At 36.6% G+C, this 17,166-nt stretch carries 11 protein-coding genes; 10 read left to right on the forward strand and 1 reads right to left on the reverse strand.

All coding sequences use genetic code 11. The features are described from left to right. Positions 1-397 precede the first annotated feature (397 nt). From RT269_RS07825 to wecB, 6 genes are all read left to right on the forward strand, one after another. On the forward strand, positions 398-4,183 hold the full coding sequence (locus tag RT269_RS07825; protein WP_313181685.1) for an AAA domain-containing protein: 3,786 nt from the start codon (positions 398-400) through the stop codon (positions 4,181-4,183). 200 nt (positions 4,184-4,383) lie between these two features. After that, entirely contained in the window at positions 4,384-5,373 is a 990-nt protein-coding gene (locus RT269_RS07830; RefSeq protein ID WP_313181686.1) for a guanosine polyphosphate pyrophosphohydrolase, read from the forward strand. A 171-nt stretch (positions 5,374-5,544) separates the two neighbouring features. Beyond that, on the forward strand, positions 5,545-6,495 hold the full coding sequence (locus RT269_RS07835; RefSeq protein WP_313181687.1) for a 2-hydroxyacid dehydrogenase: 951 nt from the start codon (positions 5,545-5,547) through the stop codon (positions 6,493-6,495). Positions 6,496-7,323: 828 nt separating this feature from the next. Beyond that, on the forward strand, positions 7,324-8,862 hold the full coding sequence (locus RT269_RS07840) for a glycosyltransferase family 2 protein (protein WP_313181688.1): 1,539 nt from the start codon (positions 7,324-7,326) through the stop codon (positions 8,860-8,862). A 5-nt stretch (positions 8,863-8,867) separates the two neighbouring features. Further along, complete coding sequence (locus RT269_RS07845) at positions 8,868-10,148, forward strand: hypothetical protein (RefSeq protein WP_313181689.1); 1,281 nt, start codon at positions 8,868-8,870, stop codon at positions 10,146-10,148. Between the two features lie 37 nt (positions 10,149-10,185). Then, entirely contained in the window at positions 10,186-11,289 is a 1,104-nt protein-coding gene (gene wecB / locus RT269_RS07850; protein ID WP_313181691.1) for a non-hydrolyzing UDP-N-acetylglucosamine 2-epimerase, read from the forward strand. A 139-nt stretch (positions 11,290-11,428) separates the two neighbouring features. Here the strand turns inward: wecB and RT269_RS07855 are convergent, their stop codons facing one another. Next, complete coding sequence (locus RT269_RS07855) at positions 11,429-12,589, reverse strand: iron-containing alcohol dehydrogenase (RefSeq protein ID WP_313181693.1); 1,161 nt, start codon at positions 12,587-12,589, stop codon at positions 11,429-11,431. 219 nt (positions 12,590-12,808) lie between these two features. On the opposite strand from RT269_RS07855, the gene RT269_RS07860 reads away from it, so the two are divergent. The 4 genes from RT269_RS07860 (at position 12,809) to RT269_RS07875 (ending at position 17,121) form a co-directional block, all read left to right on the forward strand. After that, the gene (locus tag RT269_RS07860; protein WP_313181695.1) at positions 12,809-13,690 is read left to right on the forward strand and encodes a helix-turn-helix domain-containing protein; all 882 of its coding nucleotides are present in this window, start codon (positions 12,809-12,811) and stop codon (positions 13,688-13,690) included. Positions 13,691-13,982: 292 nt separating this feature from the next. Continuing rightward, a complete protein-coding gene (locus tag RT269_RS07865; protein ID WP_313181697.1) occupies positions 13,983-14,750 on the forward strand; it encodes an SDR family NAD(P)-dependent oxidoreductase in 768 nt (255 codons plus the stop codon). Between the two features lies 1 nt (position 14,751). Further along, positions 14,752-16,422 (forward strand): dihydroxy-acid dehydratase, encoded by a 1,671-nt coding sequence (gene ilvD, locus RT269_RS07870; RefSeq protein WP_313181698.1) that lies wholly within the window; start codon positions 14,752-14,754, stop codon positions 16,420-16,422. A gap of 9 nt (positions 16,423-16,431) precedes the next feature. Next, the gene (locus RT269_RS07875) at positions 16,432-17,121 is read left to right on the forward strand and encodes an RraA family protein (RefSeq protein WP_313181700.1); all 690 of its coding nucleotides are present in this window, start codon (positions 16,432-16,434) and stop codon (positions 17,119-17,121) included. Positions 17,122-17,166: the final 45 nt, after the last annotated feature.

Below are 17,166 nucleotides of genomic sequence, written 5' to 3' on the forward strand. Positions count from 1 at the left end.
CGAGCATTCTTCATAATCACCACTACTATTGCCCCATTCTGAGGCAGTATGATGATGCATTTAGAGCATAAGCAACTACGGAGATTTTGAAAAGCACCTTGCTTTGGCAGGTGTTTTTTTCATAGAAGTAGAAATCTTAAATCGTTTCAGTAAAAAATGACAATACATTAAACGCTAAAATAAAAGGCGTGTGATTAAAAATTCGCGTCTTTTATTTGCGTAAAAATATAAGAGTTTATATTGGAATACGCTATGTAATATGCTAAGATAAATAAAATAATAAAAAAAATGAGGATGATTATATGAAAGTTGGTCATAAAATTATCATCTCAAAGACCAAAAAAGGAGATACTTATTAAAATAAAATATAAGAAATAATGGTGAAGTGGAGGGGAAAATGGAGAAGTTTGAGAAAACAATTGATTATTTTATTCAATATGAAATAATGAACAGATTAAATGATATCGAACTAAAAGAAGGAAAAGGTATACATCTAAGTAAAGAGACCTTTTTTGACGTTGATAATATCCGAACGATAGTTAATGAGAATAAAGTCGATAAGATTACGAATTTAGTCAAGAAAATTAAATTTAAGGATAATAAATATTGTGCGAAAATATTACCGGATATACTACAATTATTGATATACAATAACGGAAAAAATACGGTAAAAGAAAGCCTGAAAAGCATAATTGACAAAGACAAATATAGCTTTCCAGATGATTATGATGATAATATTTGCGCTGTTTCAAGTATCATTATGGATAATACATTACTGGTTCTGTATCCAATTTTAGCTTGTGGGAAAAGAAAAGTACCATTTATAACCTTTGAGTGTGAAATTGAAAAAGATAAGTATGTTATTAAAAACTATAAAGTACAACAGGAAGCTTTTAGAGTAATTGTTGCCAGTATACTGAATTGCGGAATAAGAGAAGTGCATGATGCCTTAGGCAGTGAATTTTACAAATTGCTAAGCTCTTTATCCAGTATTAAAAATCCGGATATTTTTGAAACCATAAAGATTATTAATGAAGATATGAAAGGTAAATTTGCCAATGAAGGATTTACGAGCATATGGGATATCAAGGACTATGAATGGTGGGCGGTAACTGAGGAGTTGGTAATTACCATCGAAGCGTTTAATGAATTACAGCAGCCTATTTTTCGCGAGGAATTGAAGCATTTGAAGGAACTTACAAAGAATTCAAAGGTTCCTTCTATTATTCAGAAGTATCTGTACTCAAATAAAAGAGCGGTGCCTATTGATTATATACATAATGGAACTCATTATGGCAGCTATGACAGCAATTTTTCTGTAAATGAAAAGCAATGGAAGGTTATATCAGCATATAATTCAAGCGAGCTGATATCTGTTAGCGGCCCCCCGGGAACTGGAAAAACTACAGTTCTAAAAGAAATTATTTCTGACAATTTTGTTAGAAAGATGAAAGACTTAATTTCTGTTTGGAATGAACCATGGGAAGAATTTGGTCAAGGAAACCAAAAAGTATTTTGTTCCCCTTTTAATGGAGAATGCAATAAATCTATGGTATTAACCAGTACTAATAATGATGCAATTGATAATATAGGTCTGGAGCTGCTTAGAGAAGTTGAGTATTTTAAGGATATCGCACAGAATCATTTGTCACAACAGTATAAAAATGAAAATTTTAAAGGGATTTTTTGTGCAAGGCTTGGTAGAAAAAGCAATATAGATACTTTCAACCTCGGAGCACTTAAACCGCTGATAGGATTATTAAAAGACACGGATGCTTATGACGAACAATTATCGTTGCAACTGATTGAGGACTTCAATAGTGGGTGGGAGTTAATTGCTTCTGCTGAAACCGAAATCAAAGATTATATAAACAGCCGGACAACTCTTTTAAATCAGTTAATACACAATGATATCATTCAAAAAGAAGTAACCATTGAACTGGTTCAGACCGCAAAGAATGAATTCCAAGACGGTTATGACGATTTAACTAAATTAATTAATAATAATGAAGAAATCTTGTGTGTGTACGCGGATAAAATGATTGATATTACCAGACTGCTTGCCGATACAGAAAATAATATAAAGCAGGAGAAAGTGGATATTGAGAATATAAGTAAAATAGTTGATCAAATTTGCAAATACAGAAAAGTTCCATTAATAGGAGAGCTAATTGTTAAAATTACTAAAGTTGAAAAGGAAAACGGAACGCAGGAAGAATTAGAGAAGCAATTGGAAGAGAGAAAGCGTAGGATCAGCCATTATAGTTTAATCAAAGAAAATATGTTCCGGGAATATGAGGAAAAGAATAAAAACGTTGAAGCAATAAAGTCGGAGTTGCAGGAACAAAAAAAGAAGCATAAGAAGAAAGAAGAAAATCTTATCATATTGGGACAGTTTCTAAGCTTAATAGAAAAGTTTGACTTAATTAAGAGGAAGTATCTATTAAATTGTGATTGGGATACTAATGAATACCTGCTGTTTAATGATATTGCATTTGTTAAAAAAAGAAATCACTTATTTAATCTTGGGATAAAAGTTAACGAGGCGTATATTTATAAGAATAAAAAGAAAATTATATATAATTTGGAAAAGGTATATCCTGATAGCTGGTTTCGGGATTTCTTCAGAGGGAATTTTAAATATGATAAGATTTATACAAAGTATATAAAGGTGATGTGGGAAACTTTGTTTTTATGTTTTCCCATTGTTACAACCACCCTGCATTCGTTTGATAAAAGTAAATTTCATATGATTGAAGGTATTTTTGACACAATTATGTTTGATGAATCTGGACAGGCACTTCTGCATACTGCAGTGGCACCGTTATTCAGGGCCAGAAGAGCTATTATAGTGGGAGATGTATTTCAGCTTGAACCAATACGGGGAGTTGAGGAACGTCTGGTAGAAAGCTATGAGTTTGAAGCTGAAATAGAAAGTGCTATAGACATCGAGAGAAATAGTGTACAGAATGGTGCAGACCGAGGATCTGATGTTTACGAAATGTTAAATAATCAGAGAGTTGGAATTATATTGGATGAGCATAGACGCTGTGAAAAGGCAATTGTGGAGTTTTCAAACAAATATGTTTATGAAAATCGTTTAAAAATAATTAAGGGGGATGAGAGGAAGGCGTTTTTGGAAAGAAATCTTTGCTTTATTGATGTTAGAGGCACAAAGAATAAAAATAATGAGAATCTCAGTGAAGTGAGTATTTGCAAAAATATAGTAAATTTATATATAAAGCAATACGGAGAGGAGTATAGAAATAAAATTGGGATCATCACACCATTTAAAAACCAGGCTAAACTGTTAAGCACACATATACCCAGGGTTGATATTGGAACTGTTCATTCTTTTCAGGGACAAGAAAAAGAAATAATTATTTTAAGCACTGCTGTTGATGATACACAGAGAAATAATGGAGTGAGTTTCGTTGGCCGAAAGCCTAATTTCTTAAATGTTGCATTTACAAGAGCAAAAACACAATTAATAGTAGTAGGTAATTATGAAGCATATAAATATAGCAATAACTATCTGCTGTATGCAGTGGAAACAATAGAAAAGTATGGGCATATATTTTCAATTTATAAAACTGAACTAACAGAAAATATTGATAAAGTATACATTGGGCAGTTTTTAGATTTATTTAAAATTGAAACGTCACTATCTCAAAAATACGAAGAACTATTTAAAGAATACACGGTTAATGGCTTGATGCTTACACCTCAAAATCATCATAACTTTCTTTTAAATGCAATACAAAAATCTAAGGAATCTATACACATTGTATGTCCTTGGATTACAAATGCAGTAGTGAACGATGAGATGCTTGAATTGGTAAGGCACAAAATCAATGATGAGAATCAATTTGCTATATGCTTCGGATATAATCAAACGAAATATACCCTGGATCAAGCAGAAAAGATAGTTGAAGCAGATAATTTTGGTGATAAAAAAGGACATCTTGAAGCTATTAACAAATTGAAAGATATAATAAAAGAAAACCTTAAGTATTCTCCTCCCATTCATACAAAAGCATTGATAATTGATGAAGAATTTATGCTTATTGGTTCTAATAATTGGTTGTCAAACAGTGGAGGTGGAAAGATTGCTAGGGATGAAATCAGCTGTATCATAGATGAAAAAGAAATGATTGACTATGTGAAGAGAAGATATTTTTAATAATTGACAGACCATAAAACTGTACGTATACATATGTATTGGTATCCTATTTCGGGAACTGCATATTAATGTTGGGAAGTAATATTGTTTGGTCGATAAAATGAGCTGAAAATATGGACTATATTTTGATAAATAGATATATAAGCACTTAAGAAAGGAACGTGTATCTGTGAATAAATGAACAGATGCGGAAAATTATAATGATAAAATTAAATGATTATTTATACTCAGGCGATACCGTTCTTAAGATATTACAGAGATATACTAAGGATTTGAAACAGTCGTCGAAAGAAACTCATAATCAGATTGATCTTGTGCACTGTAATTTTCTACTTCAAATTACGGAACTTTTACAGCACAACGAATTCCTGACTTCGCAGTCTCAGCGTATTCGGGAATTCTATAAATATATGGCAAATGAATATCCTTTTCTTGCGTTTTCTTTTAAGGGCCGAATTAAATCTCTAATACGCGCGGAAGCAAAATTTAACGGATACATTGTGGAATATATTTACGAGTATTATATTAAACACGGCTATTATCCTTCACTTCCTGAACTGAAAAGCTATTTAAACTGTTTTCGGGACCTGATTGCATACAGAATCGTGATTTCTCTTCCCAAATGTCATCTGAAAGAAGGTGAGATTTGTGCGGATGAAGAAAAAAAATATCTATATGATGTTGCCAACCAGTTGCTTGGTTTCATGGAGGAACGCGGATTTACTGCAGAAATCGCTTCCTTTAAGGGAGAGAATAAATCGCCTTTGTTAAGAGAGAGCATAAGCCCATATTATAGAGATTATGTTGTAAATCCAGAGTCTAGTGGCTATCGTTCACTGCATATAACATTTTATGATAACATTGCACGTTGTTATGTGGAAGTACAACTTCGTACAAAAGAAATGGACGATTTTGCTGAAATTGGTCCTGCCAATCATTTAGGTTACGAAAAACGACAGGAAAGTGAAAGAGCTAAACGAGATGCAATTCCAAAAGGAGAAAATATTTATTTTGATGATGCTTATGAAAGAGGTATCATGCTGCAGCTGCTTGAATTATCGAAATTGGATGTAAATATGTTTTCAGCAGTGAATAATTCACTTATTAACGATGGATGTGGCCTGTACCGAGGAAGACTTATTCTTCCGTACGAGCATCTTTCAAGATTCCAAAATGACCTTGTTGATTAATGATTTGTGAAGCAATGAGGGATGTGTTTTTTTGACTTGATGAGTAGTCAGGGGAAACTTATTTTACTCTGGGATAAATTTATATGTTCAAAATTGAACACAGGCTGAAAAAGCTGTTTTTTACATCCTTAAAACAGGTTAAAATATAGGTGGCATAAAGGAGATAAAATTATGAATGATAAAACTGTGGTTTTAAATGCCAGTTTGGTAAATTATGATGGGAACATTGATTACTCACAAATTGCATCTGAAGTGGCAATCTATGATGAAACGTCTGAAGATAAAATTTTAGAGCGAGTTGACGGTTTTACAATCGTTGTAACAAAAGAAATGAAAGTCACTGGTGACATTATTAGAAAATTTCCTCATAGTGTAAAGATGATTTGCGAAGCCGGAACTGGATATAATAATATAGATTTGGATGCAGTGCGTGAAAAAGGAATTATATTATGCAACATCTTTGCGTATAGCAGTGAGCGAGTGGCCCATACAGCTATTCTTATGATTTTAAACCTGGCAAGCTCAATGCAAAAACAGATTCGTATGCTTTCAGAAGGTAATCATGATAATTTTCATAAACATTTAATGGTAGACCATGTGGAATTAAACGGTAAAACACTGGGAGTTATCGGTTATGGAAATATTGCAAAAGAAATAATCAAAGTAGCTCAGGCAATGGGAATGAAGATTTTAGTATCGACCAGAACTCCCAGAGCCGATGTGGACAATATTCACTTTACAACAAATGAAGAAGTTTTAATGCAAAGTGATTTTATTTCTCTTAATTGCCCTTTAAACGAATCAACAAGACACATGATCAATAAAGAAACCTTAGCAATGATGAAACCGACAGCATATTTAGTCAATACTGCACGGGGAGCGTTAATTGATGAAAAAGCATTGATTGAAGCATTGCAAAATAATGTAATTGCAGGTGCGGGATTAGATGTGCAAGAAGCAGAACCATTAGATGATGCAAGTCCATTGTATACAATGGATAATGTTATCGTTACTCCGCACATGGGATGGCGGGGATTAGAAACAAGACAACGTTTAGTTTCATTGATCCAAGGTAATATCAGAGCTTTTTCTGATGGACAGCCGATCAATAGAGTAGACTAAATAATGCAGGCCCATTTTTGATAACAGTTCCCTGGGTATTGCCGCTGTCAATATACACTGTCCCTTGGCGCGGATGCCGTTGTCCCTCCCGACCTTTGGAGTAGAGAATTTGTATGTTGAAAGTTAAGTGGCCTTTTGCGAAAAAGGTTCTAGCAATTGTCGTTTTGGCTCTGGATTTTAGTCAGATGTTTTTATGTATAAATAGACAAAAACAGTACTATATAAATCTGTAAATTTAAAGATGGAGAGTAAAATTATCAGAGAAATATTTTTGATTTTGAAATTAAAATTGACAATATATTAAATAAGTGTTACAATAAATACGTTAGCACTCTCTGATCACAGATGCTGACAACATACAAATAAATAGAGCTAATAAAAGTCACTTTGTATAAAAGTGGCTTTTTTTATTATACGAACAGCAATGTGCGCAGTCTCATGAGTGAAAGTCGCGTGTTCGGCCTGGCGATGAGAGCATAACGGAATATCAAGGGTGTCCATCGTGAGGTGGAATCTGAAAGAAGGTGGGAAGAAACGGGGAAAGCTTCTCGGATAATTATCTGGTAGGGGAAATGCTGTGTATGAAAGAAGCTCTGGTACATTCAGGTTAGCAGAGAGCGTAGAAAGGTACAGAACTAAAGTTCTGATATCAAAAAAACAAATAAAGGAAAAAGAGGTGATTTTAAATGGGAGATAAAAATCCAAAGAAGCTATTAAAGAAGAAAAAAGTTAAGAAAGAAATTGTACAGCCGGAAATTGCAGCAGAAACAGTCGCAGCAAAGAAAACGAAGAAAAAATAATAAATAAAACGAAAGCGAGATACTTAATTTGAATAAAAAAAGAGTATTAGTTGGCAGCCCGGTTTATCAGAAAACAAAAATTTTGAAGGCGTTTTTAAGTTCATTAAAAAATCTTAGGCGGAATACCATTGAGATTGACTATATGTTTGTTGACGACAATTTTGATGATGAAACCAGTCAGTTGTTAGCTGGCTTTGAAAGAGAAGAATCGAAGGTTATTATCATCCGGGGTAAGGGACTAGGAGTGTATGAGTGTAATGACGAGTCCCATTTATGGAACGACAGCTTAATGTTAAAAGTAGCGAATTACAAAAATTCTATTATCAATTATGCAATCGACAATAATTATGATTATCTGTTTTTTGTGGACTCCGATTTAGTTTTGCACCCTAATTTAATAGAGCATTTGAAAATTCAGAATAAGGATATAATTTCTGAAATATTTTGGTCTCAATGGCATAAAAACAGACCTTTCGAACCGAATGTTTGGCTGTATGACGAATATGATTTGGTTCCTAAGAAATTAGGCGAAGTTTTAAGTGATAAAGAGATGGGAATACGGCAAACCAAGTTTTTAAACCAGCTTAAGATACCGGGCGTGTATGAAGTGGGCGGATTGGGAGCGTGTACATTGCTAAGCAGAGCATCATTGATGAAAGGCGTCTGTTTTAAGCCAATTAAAAACTTGACCATACATGGTGAAGACAGATTCTTCTGTATACGTGCAGCGGTTCTGGGCATTGATCTTTTTGTTGATACTACCTATCCGGCATATCATATTTATAGAGAGCAGGATTTGGCTGGAGTTGAAGCTTACGTAAAAGATTGCGAAGCTGACCTTGCCTTTGCGCGTCAATATAAAGAAAAAGGAAATAAAATCACTCTTTCCATGATAGTAAAAAATGAAGCAGGACGTTATCTGAAACAGGTATTAGAAAGTTTAAAGGGGCATATTGATGAAGCTGTCATCATAGATGACGCAAGCTCTGATAATTCAATAAATATGTGCAGAGCCATACTAAAAGGAATTCCGGTGCATATCATACAAAATGATAAATCTATGTTTGCGGGTGAGGCCGAACTTAGGAAAAAGCAATGGGATGAAACTGTGAAAACAAATCCAGATTGGATTTTAAACCTGGATGCTGATGAAATATTAGAAAAGAATTTTTGGAAAAATGTACAGGAACTCATTAATAACCCAGATTATGATTTGTATTGCTTTCGGCTATATGATATGTGGGATAAAACTCAATATCGGGAAGATAAATATTGGAATGCACATAGCGTTTATAGACCGTTTTTAATGAGATATCAACCTGACTTTAAATATATATGGAATGAAGCGGCACAACATTGTGGAAGATTTCCCATAAACACGTCCTCTTTTCCAAAAGCAGAATCAGAGTTCAGAGTAAAACATCTTGGCTGGGCAACGCCCGTCGATCGAGAAGAAAAGTATAAAAGGTATCAGCTTTTAGATCCGGATGCTATATTTGGAATTAAAGAACAATACGATTCCATCCTGGATACCGATCCAAATTTAGTAGAATGGGATGAGGATTAAATGCAATGAAAATTGAAAAAAAGAAGATAAATGTTGGTGTTGGTTTTGTAACAGGACGAAAAAATTTTAAAAATGTTGTAAAAACCTATGTCGATAACTGGAATGAATCCGGACTTATTGATAAGAAAAAAATTGCTGTTCATCTGTTTGTGGCATATGATTTAAAGTATTACAGTACAAAAGTAAGCGATTACAAAATTACAGACGATGAGATATTGACATTGGTGGATTCCGCTTATTATTTAGGAAATTCTGCAATAGCAAATGAAATGCAATATCTGGTAGAAAAAGATGTTATCACCCTAAAAGAAGCAAAAATGATTTTTGGTGAAGGTTATGCAATGAAAAGAAATGCAGTTTTATATTTTGCGTTAAAAAACAAAATGGACTATCTTATTTTCCTTGATGATGACGAATATCCAATCGCAACTATAAAAATAAACAACAGTATTGTTTGGAAAGGTCAAGAAGTATTATCAACACATATTAACAATATTAAATATGCAGATATGACTCATGGGCATCATTGCGGTTATATTTCTCCAATACCTCAGTTGGATTTTAACGAAAAGCTTTCGGAAGACGAGTTTAGAATTTTCATTGAATCTATAAGCAATGATATTATTAATTGGGACTCAATAAAAGAAAAAATGAACGATGGCGGTGTTACATATGCCGACCTTGATATTATTAATAGTGATACAATTGAAACAGTTAAAGAAGTAAATGGAATGAAATTTATTTCGGGTGCTAATTTGGGCTTTAACCTCAAAAATCTTGATAAATTATTTCCTTTTTATAACCCACCGGGAGCAAGAGGAGAAGATACTTTTTTAAGTACCTGCATTGTTGAATGTAATATAAGAAAAGTTCCTTGCTATACGTTCCACGACGGTTTCTCTAATTATGAACATTTACTTTTAGGAGTTCTTCCTAACAGATTAAAAGCTTTAAAAGCGGATTCAGGGGCTATTACAACTAGATTTCTAAAAGCTTCAATAGGCTGGATCAGGTACAAGCCACTTTTACTTTATATTACGCAAAGAGATAATTATGAAGCAGAAATAAAAAAAATGAAAGAGGATTTATCTGTGGTTATTCCTAAAATTTGCAATTATTTTGGGAATGATCAATTTAATAATATATTAGACGAACTTGAATTCTATCACTCACATGTTGAACAACACTATAGCGATTTTGAAAATACAAAGTTAGCGTGGTTGAAGATAATTAAGTTTTTAAAGATTAATGAAAATATATCAAAAAATGAAATAAGATTGAAGTGACACATGTTCTGACAATACAAAAGGAGGAAATAGCAGGATGAAAACAGTTATGCTGGTCTTTGGTACACGCCCGGAGGCAATTAAAATGTGCACTTTGGTGAATGAATTAAAGACTCGAAAAAATTTAAAAACAATAGTCTGTGTATCTGGGCAGCATCGTCAAATGCTGGATCAAGTATTGACAGCTTTTAATGTAATACCTGGTTATGATTTGTCAGTTATGCAGGAAAATCAGACGCTATTTGATATAACGACCAACATTCTTAATCGCATTAAACATATTTTAGAAGAAGTTAAACCTGATGTGGTATTAGTACATGGCGATACTTCTACCACTTTTGTAACTGCTCTGGCTTGCTATTACCTGCAAATTCCGGTTGGACATGTTGAAGCTGGACTTAGAACGTATAATATTTTCTCACCATATCCGGAAGAGTTTAACCGCCAGGCAGTCGGTATTATAGCAAAGTATCATTTTGCGCCCACAGAATTATCTAAGAATAATTTAATTCATGAAGGGAAAGTCCCTTCATCGATCTATGTGACTGGAAACACTGCGATTGATGCACTAAAAACTACGGTGAGAGAGGAGTATACTCATGAACAGCTTACATGGGCTAAAGACAGCAGGCTCATTATGCTGACTGCTCATCGCAGAGAAAATCTTGGAGAACCACTTAACAATATGTTCAGAGCAATAAAGAGAATTGTCGATGAAACACCAGATATCAAGGTACTCTATCCCATTCATATGAACCCAGTGGTGAGGGAAGCAGCCAGTACAATCTTTGGCAAACATGATAGAATAAGAATAATTGAACCTTTTGATGTTTTGGATTTTCACAATTTTCTTTCAAGATGTTATTTGATATTGACTGATAGCGGTGGGATACAAGAAGAAGCGCCGAGTCTGGGAAAGCCAGTTCTGGTTATGCGTGATACAACAGAACGGCCCGAGGGGATAGCAGCGGGCACTTTAAAGCTGGTTGGAACAGATGAAGGAGTAATCTATAAAACATTTAAACAGCTCCTTAATGACAAAGCGGAGTATGAAAAAATGAGCTATGCGAACAATCCATATGGTGATGGGCATGCAAGTGAAAGAATAGCTGATATATTGGAGAAATCATTTGGTTATTGAAAATTTATGATATAAAAATGTGGGAAAGGATGAAAACGATGGAATACCAATACGCCATCCTTAGGAGGAATTTACAAAAAAATCAGAAGCACGGTGCTTTTTTACTGCACCGTGCTTTCTTCGGGGATCTTACGGCTGTTTATAGAGATGCTTTATAAATTGCGAGAACATCCGCACTTGTTAAGGGATAAAAGGCATTTTCAAGACCATTAGATGCTTTTTCAGCCATAGTAACCAAATGTTCTTCGGTTACTCCAACCTCCCTTAAAGTAGAGGGAATATCCAGGGAAGCATAGAAGTTCTCTAATTTCTTAATGGCTGAATCAGCGATTTCATAGGGATCAAGACTAGAATCAATACCCCATACATTTACACCGAAGTCAACAAATTTTCCTACAGTCTTCTCGTTGAGGATATGTTTCATCCAATGAGGTGTAATGATTGCCAGACCGACGCCATGAGTGATATCGTGATATGCGCTTAGCTGATGTTCCATAGGATGAGCGGAATTTACAACATCATTTCCTCTCCAGGTAATCCCGTCAATAGCGAGACTGGATGCCCACATAAGATTAGCACGGGCTTCGTAATTATTCGGTTCATGATAAGCGATTGGTCCATAGTGGATGCAGGTTTTCAAAAGGCCTTCAGACAAACGATCCTGGACATATGCTCCTTCAATATTGTGAAAATAACGTTCCATAATATGGGACATAATATCTGCGGTTCCTGCAGCTGTCTGGTTTTTCGGTACGGTAAAGGTGTATTCCGGATCCAGGATAGAAACCTTTGGATAGAACAATGGGCTGAAGGTACCCAGTTTGTCGTTTGTATTCATGTCGGATATAACTGCAAATCGGTCCATTTCTGAGCCGGTAGCGGCGATGGTCAGAATAACGATCAGCGGAAGCGCTTCCTTAATCAGATTTCCGTTTTTCACAAGATCCCACGCATCACCCTTATATTTCACAGCTGCAGATATTACCTTAGCACAGTCAATGCTGCTGCCGCCTCCCACAGCAAGAATAACATCCACATTATTTTGCCGGCACAGTTGGACTCCTTTACGTACAGTGTCAATTCTGGGGTTAGGCTCCACACCGGCAAGTTCAAAGCTTTCAACTCCACTTTGAGAAAAGATGGTCTGGATGGTTTGATATAGGCCGGTACGCTTTATGCTTCCTCCCCCATAGACAAGCAATACCCTATGTCCGAATTTTAGAAGAGACTCTTCTAAATGTTTGATCTGACCTCTTCCAAAATATATTTCAGTTGGAATTTGATAAGCAAAGTTATTCATGATGATACCTCCGTTTTATTAGTGTTTTTCTGTTTATTATAAGCGGTTACTTGTTTTAATATTATATTTTGTACAATGATGATACCATAACGACAAGGAGGATGTTTTTCTATTCAGCTCAAATATACATGACAATTCAGCCCAAGTACTTCCCTACTCCCTAATGATATGATATATATGTATATGACAGGAAAAATCCCTTGAAAGGAGGAAGAACAAATGGTTGAAAGAGTGTTAAAAGTCCCTCAGGGTTTGGTATCACCGGAAAATAGTCAGCGCGTACTTAAGCTTAATGGACTTTCTGTTATTAAATCCTATACGTTTACTCAAAAACGGAAAGGTACTTTATTTCTGGAGGATCATCTTCTGCTGTTCGTTCAGCACGGGATTTATTCCATCAGCTATGGTGGGGAAATTTATACGGTTCATCAAAATGAGATGGTATTGCTGAAAAAAGCAATTTCAATCCAATATCAAAAAACAGAAGCCCCTGGTGACCCGTGCTTATTAGAGTATAAAATGTTCTTTTTAAAAGATGATTTATTAAGGGAATTTTTTAAAATGGCGGATATCAAAGCAAAAAATCCCCAGCTGACGGTTCCTGTTTCTGTGAGACCGGTAAATGAGCGGCTTATCAAGTATGTGGAGTCCCTGGAACCATACTTTAATGAACCGGAAAAGGTGGATGGAAACCTTATAAAAATCAAACTACTGGAGTTGTTATATGACCTTGCTGCTACAGATGAAAATCTGATGCAGCAGCTGATGCAGTTAAAACAGCAGGTACGCGGAGATATTCCTAAGATCGTGGAAGAAAACATACAAAATCCAGTATCACTGGAGGATTTGGCTTATTTATCAGGCAGAAGCCTTTCAAGCTTTAAAAGAGACTTTCAGCTCATATATAACATGTCTCCTTATCATTGGCTTAGAGAGAGAAGACTGGATCGAGCAAAAGAACTCTTGATGAACACCGATATATCGGTTACAGATATCTGCTTTATGACAGGGTTTGAAAATGTTGCACACTTTTCAAGAGCTTTTAAAGAGCGGTATGGAAATTCACCCATATCATACAAACGAAAATATAAATTTATTTAACTTTATAATATTAAATAGTAATTGCAATTAACAAAAACCAAGGCCTCACCAGACTCATCGGACTTCTTTTTTGTATACTCAAGGCAAGTAGAGTGTGTTATTCAAAAGAACCCGTTTATTTATTCAAAAACATAAGAAATACGGTAGACGCAGTCCAAAAAACAGGACTGCGTATTTTAGTTCCGAATAATACACAAAGACATTGAAAAAATGCCATATTGTGAAAGCCGGATCATTCGAAAGAAATTACAATAAAGAAAAGGGTTTGTATAAACAACGAGGAGGATTAAGGATGCATCGAAAGACAGCGCTGATTACAGGTGGAGCAAGAGGAATAGGGAAGCAGATTTCTTTGGATTTAGCTGCGGAAGGATACAATATTGTAGTTAATTACCGCAGTGATAAGGAATCGGCCTATGAGATATGCGAAAAAGCCAAAGAGAATGGGGTAGAAAGTCTGGCTGTATACGCAGATTTGGGAAGCGTCAAAGATATTGAACAGATGTATCAAATTGCCTTTGAAACATTTGATGTGATAGATTTGGTTGTAAACAATGCAGGAATCAGCAGTGAAGTATATTTTTTAGATGCAACAGAAGAAATGTTTGATGATATGACTGCAATTGACTGGAAAGGACTGTTTTTCAGCAGCCAGATTGCTGCAAAAAGGATGGTGGAAAAGAATGTGAAAGGAGTAATCATTAACATTTCATCCAATCAGGTAGAAGGGTGCTGGCCAAGAGCGACCATCTATGGACCGACAAAAGCGGCTGTTACAAAGTTTACCAAAAATGCGGCGATGGAGCTGTCATTAAAGGGAATACGCATGGTTGCAGTGGCTCCGGGCTATACGGATGTGGGCTGGGAGCCTGGAGATATCCGGTTGGAAGCGGCAGAACGGCTCCCTTTCAAACGATTCGCAACTACAAAGGAGATCGCTCAGGCGGTCGTCTATTTGGCATCGGATAAAGCGGCATATATTACAGGGACTTCCTTAATGATAGAAGGAGGGGCCACTCTTCCTGTGGTTGCCGCCAATGACTTTGTGGAGGTAAAGTAGGATGGAGGAGTATCAATACTACAATCAGCTTTTAAAAGGAGATGGAGGTGCCCTGAAAAGAGCATTGTATAAGTCTATGGGATTTACGGATTCCGCTCTGGAAAAGCCGCTGATTGCCATTGTCAATACATACACCAATGCAACGCCGGGCCATTATAACATAAATGAAATGTGTGATCAGGTGAAAAAAGGTATCGAATCAAACGGCGGTACGGCCATGGTGTTCGGTAGCATTGCACCATGTGACGGCATAGCAGAAGGGCATGATGGGATGCGGTATATATTACCATCCCGGGATTTGATAACCTCTTCGGTTGAATGCATGGTTAGGGCTCATAAATTTGATGGACTGGTATTGCTTGGTTCCTGCGATAAAATTGTACCGGGTCTTTTGATGGCGGCTGCAAGGCTGGATATCCCATCTGTTTTCTGCAATAGCGGCCCCATGATGCCTGCCGTGTATAAGAATAAACATTATGACGGAAATATAGTAACAGAGGCAATCGGCTGGAAACAGCGGGGAGAAATCACACAGGAAGAATTCCGGGAGATCGAAAATATTGCGGAGCCTTGTGTTGGTTCCTGCGCCATGCTGGGAACTGCAAATACAATGGGCTGTTTGGCGGAAGCAATGGGAATGAGTTTACCGGGAAGCGGAACCGTGCCTGCAATTTATTCCAAACGCATGCAGATTGCATACACCACGGGAGAAGTAATCGTTGATTTGGTTGCAAAAAAAATTACAGCCCGTCAGATCATCACAAAAGACTCCATTTATAATGCAATGGCCGTTTTAATGGGAATCGGCGGATCAACCAATGCCATTATGCATTTACAGGCGATACACAAAGAAGCAGGATTAGGGGAGCTGCCTCTTACCCTATTTGATGAATTAAGCAGAAAAATACCTCAAATAGCATCGGTCTATCCAGCATCTCCTTACGATATGGTGGATTTTTATGAAGCTGGAGGTGTACCTGCGGTCATGAAAGAATTGGAGCCTCTGCTCCATATGGAATGTCTCAATGTTTCCGGAAGTACCATGGGAGAGTCTTTAAAACAGTTCGGTTTTACCAGACGCAGGGAGGTAATCAAATCCACCAGTGAACCCTTTCACTTAACAGGAGGGGTAGCAGTCCTAAGAGGAAATTTAGCACCCCTTGGAGCCGTTGTAAAACCGGCAGCCATACCGGACCACATGATGAGAATAGAGGGGAAGGTCCAGGTATTCCAGAGTGAACAGGAGGCGTGCTATGCCATATTAAATGGGCTGGTGGAAAGAAATACCATAATTGTTCTTCGCTATGAGGGCCCCAAAGGCGGCCCCGGTATGCCGGAAATGTATCGTCCTATGAAATGCCTGGAAGGCATGAATTTATCAGATAGTTGTGCATTGATTACAGACGGAAGATTTTCCGGATCCAACCGGGGATGTTTTGTTGGTCATGTTTCACCGGAAGCCTACGAAGGCGGGATTCTTGCTCTGGTGGAGAATGACGATATCATTCGAATTGATGTGGACAAAAGAGAGATATCCTTATTAGTGGAAGATACCGTATTAAATGAAAGAAGAAACCATTGGATCCGTCCGGAAAAAGAAGTTTTAGACGGATATTTAAATACTTATAAAAAAATCAGCCAATCAGCGGCACAAGGCGCAGTGGTGGAATAGGAGCATAGTATGATTGAATGGAAAAATGATGATGAATTGTTTGAATTATTGAGGAGTGAATTGTATTCAGCCGTAATCGGTGACATTTTAGATAAGATGGGGTATTTTCATCAGTTTCTGCCCCAGAGAATACAGCCAATCAATACCGGAATGGTAGTGGCGGGACGTGCAATGACGGTGTTGGAGGCCGATGCGTTCGAAGAGCTTTCCAATGGGAAAAATCCCATAATGAGGAAACCCTTTGGACTGATGCTGGAAGCTTTGGATGATTTAAAAAAGAATGAGGTGTATATCTGTACCGGCTCTTCTCCTTCCTACGCTTTGGTAGGAGAACTGATGTGTACCAGGATGCAGATATTAGGCGCTGCAGGGGCGGTAGCCAATGGTTTCCATAGAGATACAAATGGAATAGAGGAATTAAAATTCCCCTGTTTCTCCTATGGCAGATACGCACAGGACCAGGCTCCCAGGGGAAAAGTTATTGACTTTAGAGTGCCCATTGAGATTGAAGGAGTACGCATTTATCCGGGTGATATTATTTTCGGTGATTTAGAGGGGGTTCTGGTAATTCCAAAAGCAGTAGAAAAGGAAGTCATTCAAAGGGCATATGAAAAAGCTACGGGGGAGAAGATCGTGGCGGAGGCAATAAAGGGCGGAATGGGTGCGAAAGAATCATTTGACAAATATGGGATAATGTAAACAACTGGAATTGCCATATCTCACCGGTTATGATATTATGATACC

It is taken from the genome of Lacrimispora sp. (assembly GCF_032078915.1).
In the GTDB taxonomy this organism is placed as follows: Bacteria; Bacillota; Clostridia; order Lachnospirales; family Lachnospiraceae; genus Lacrimispora.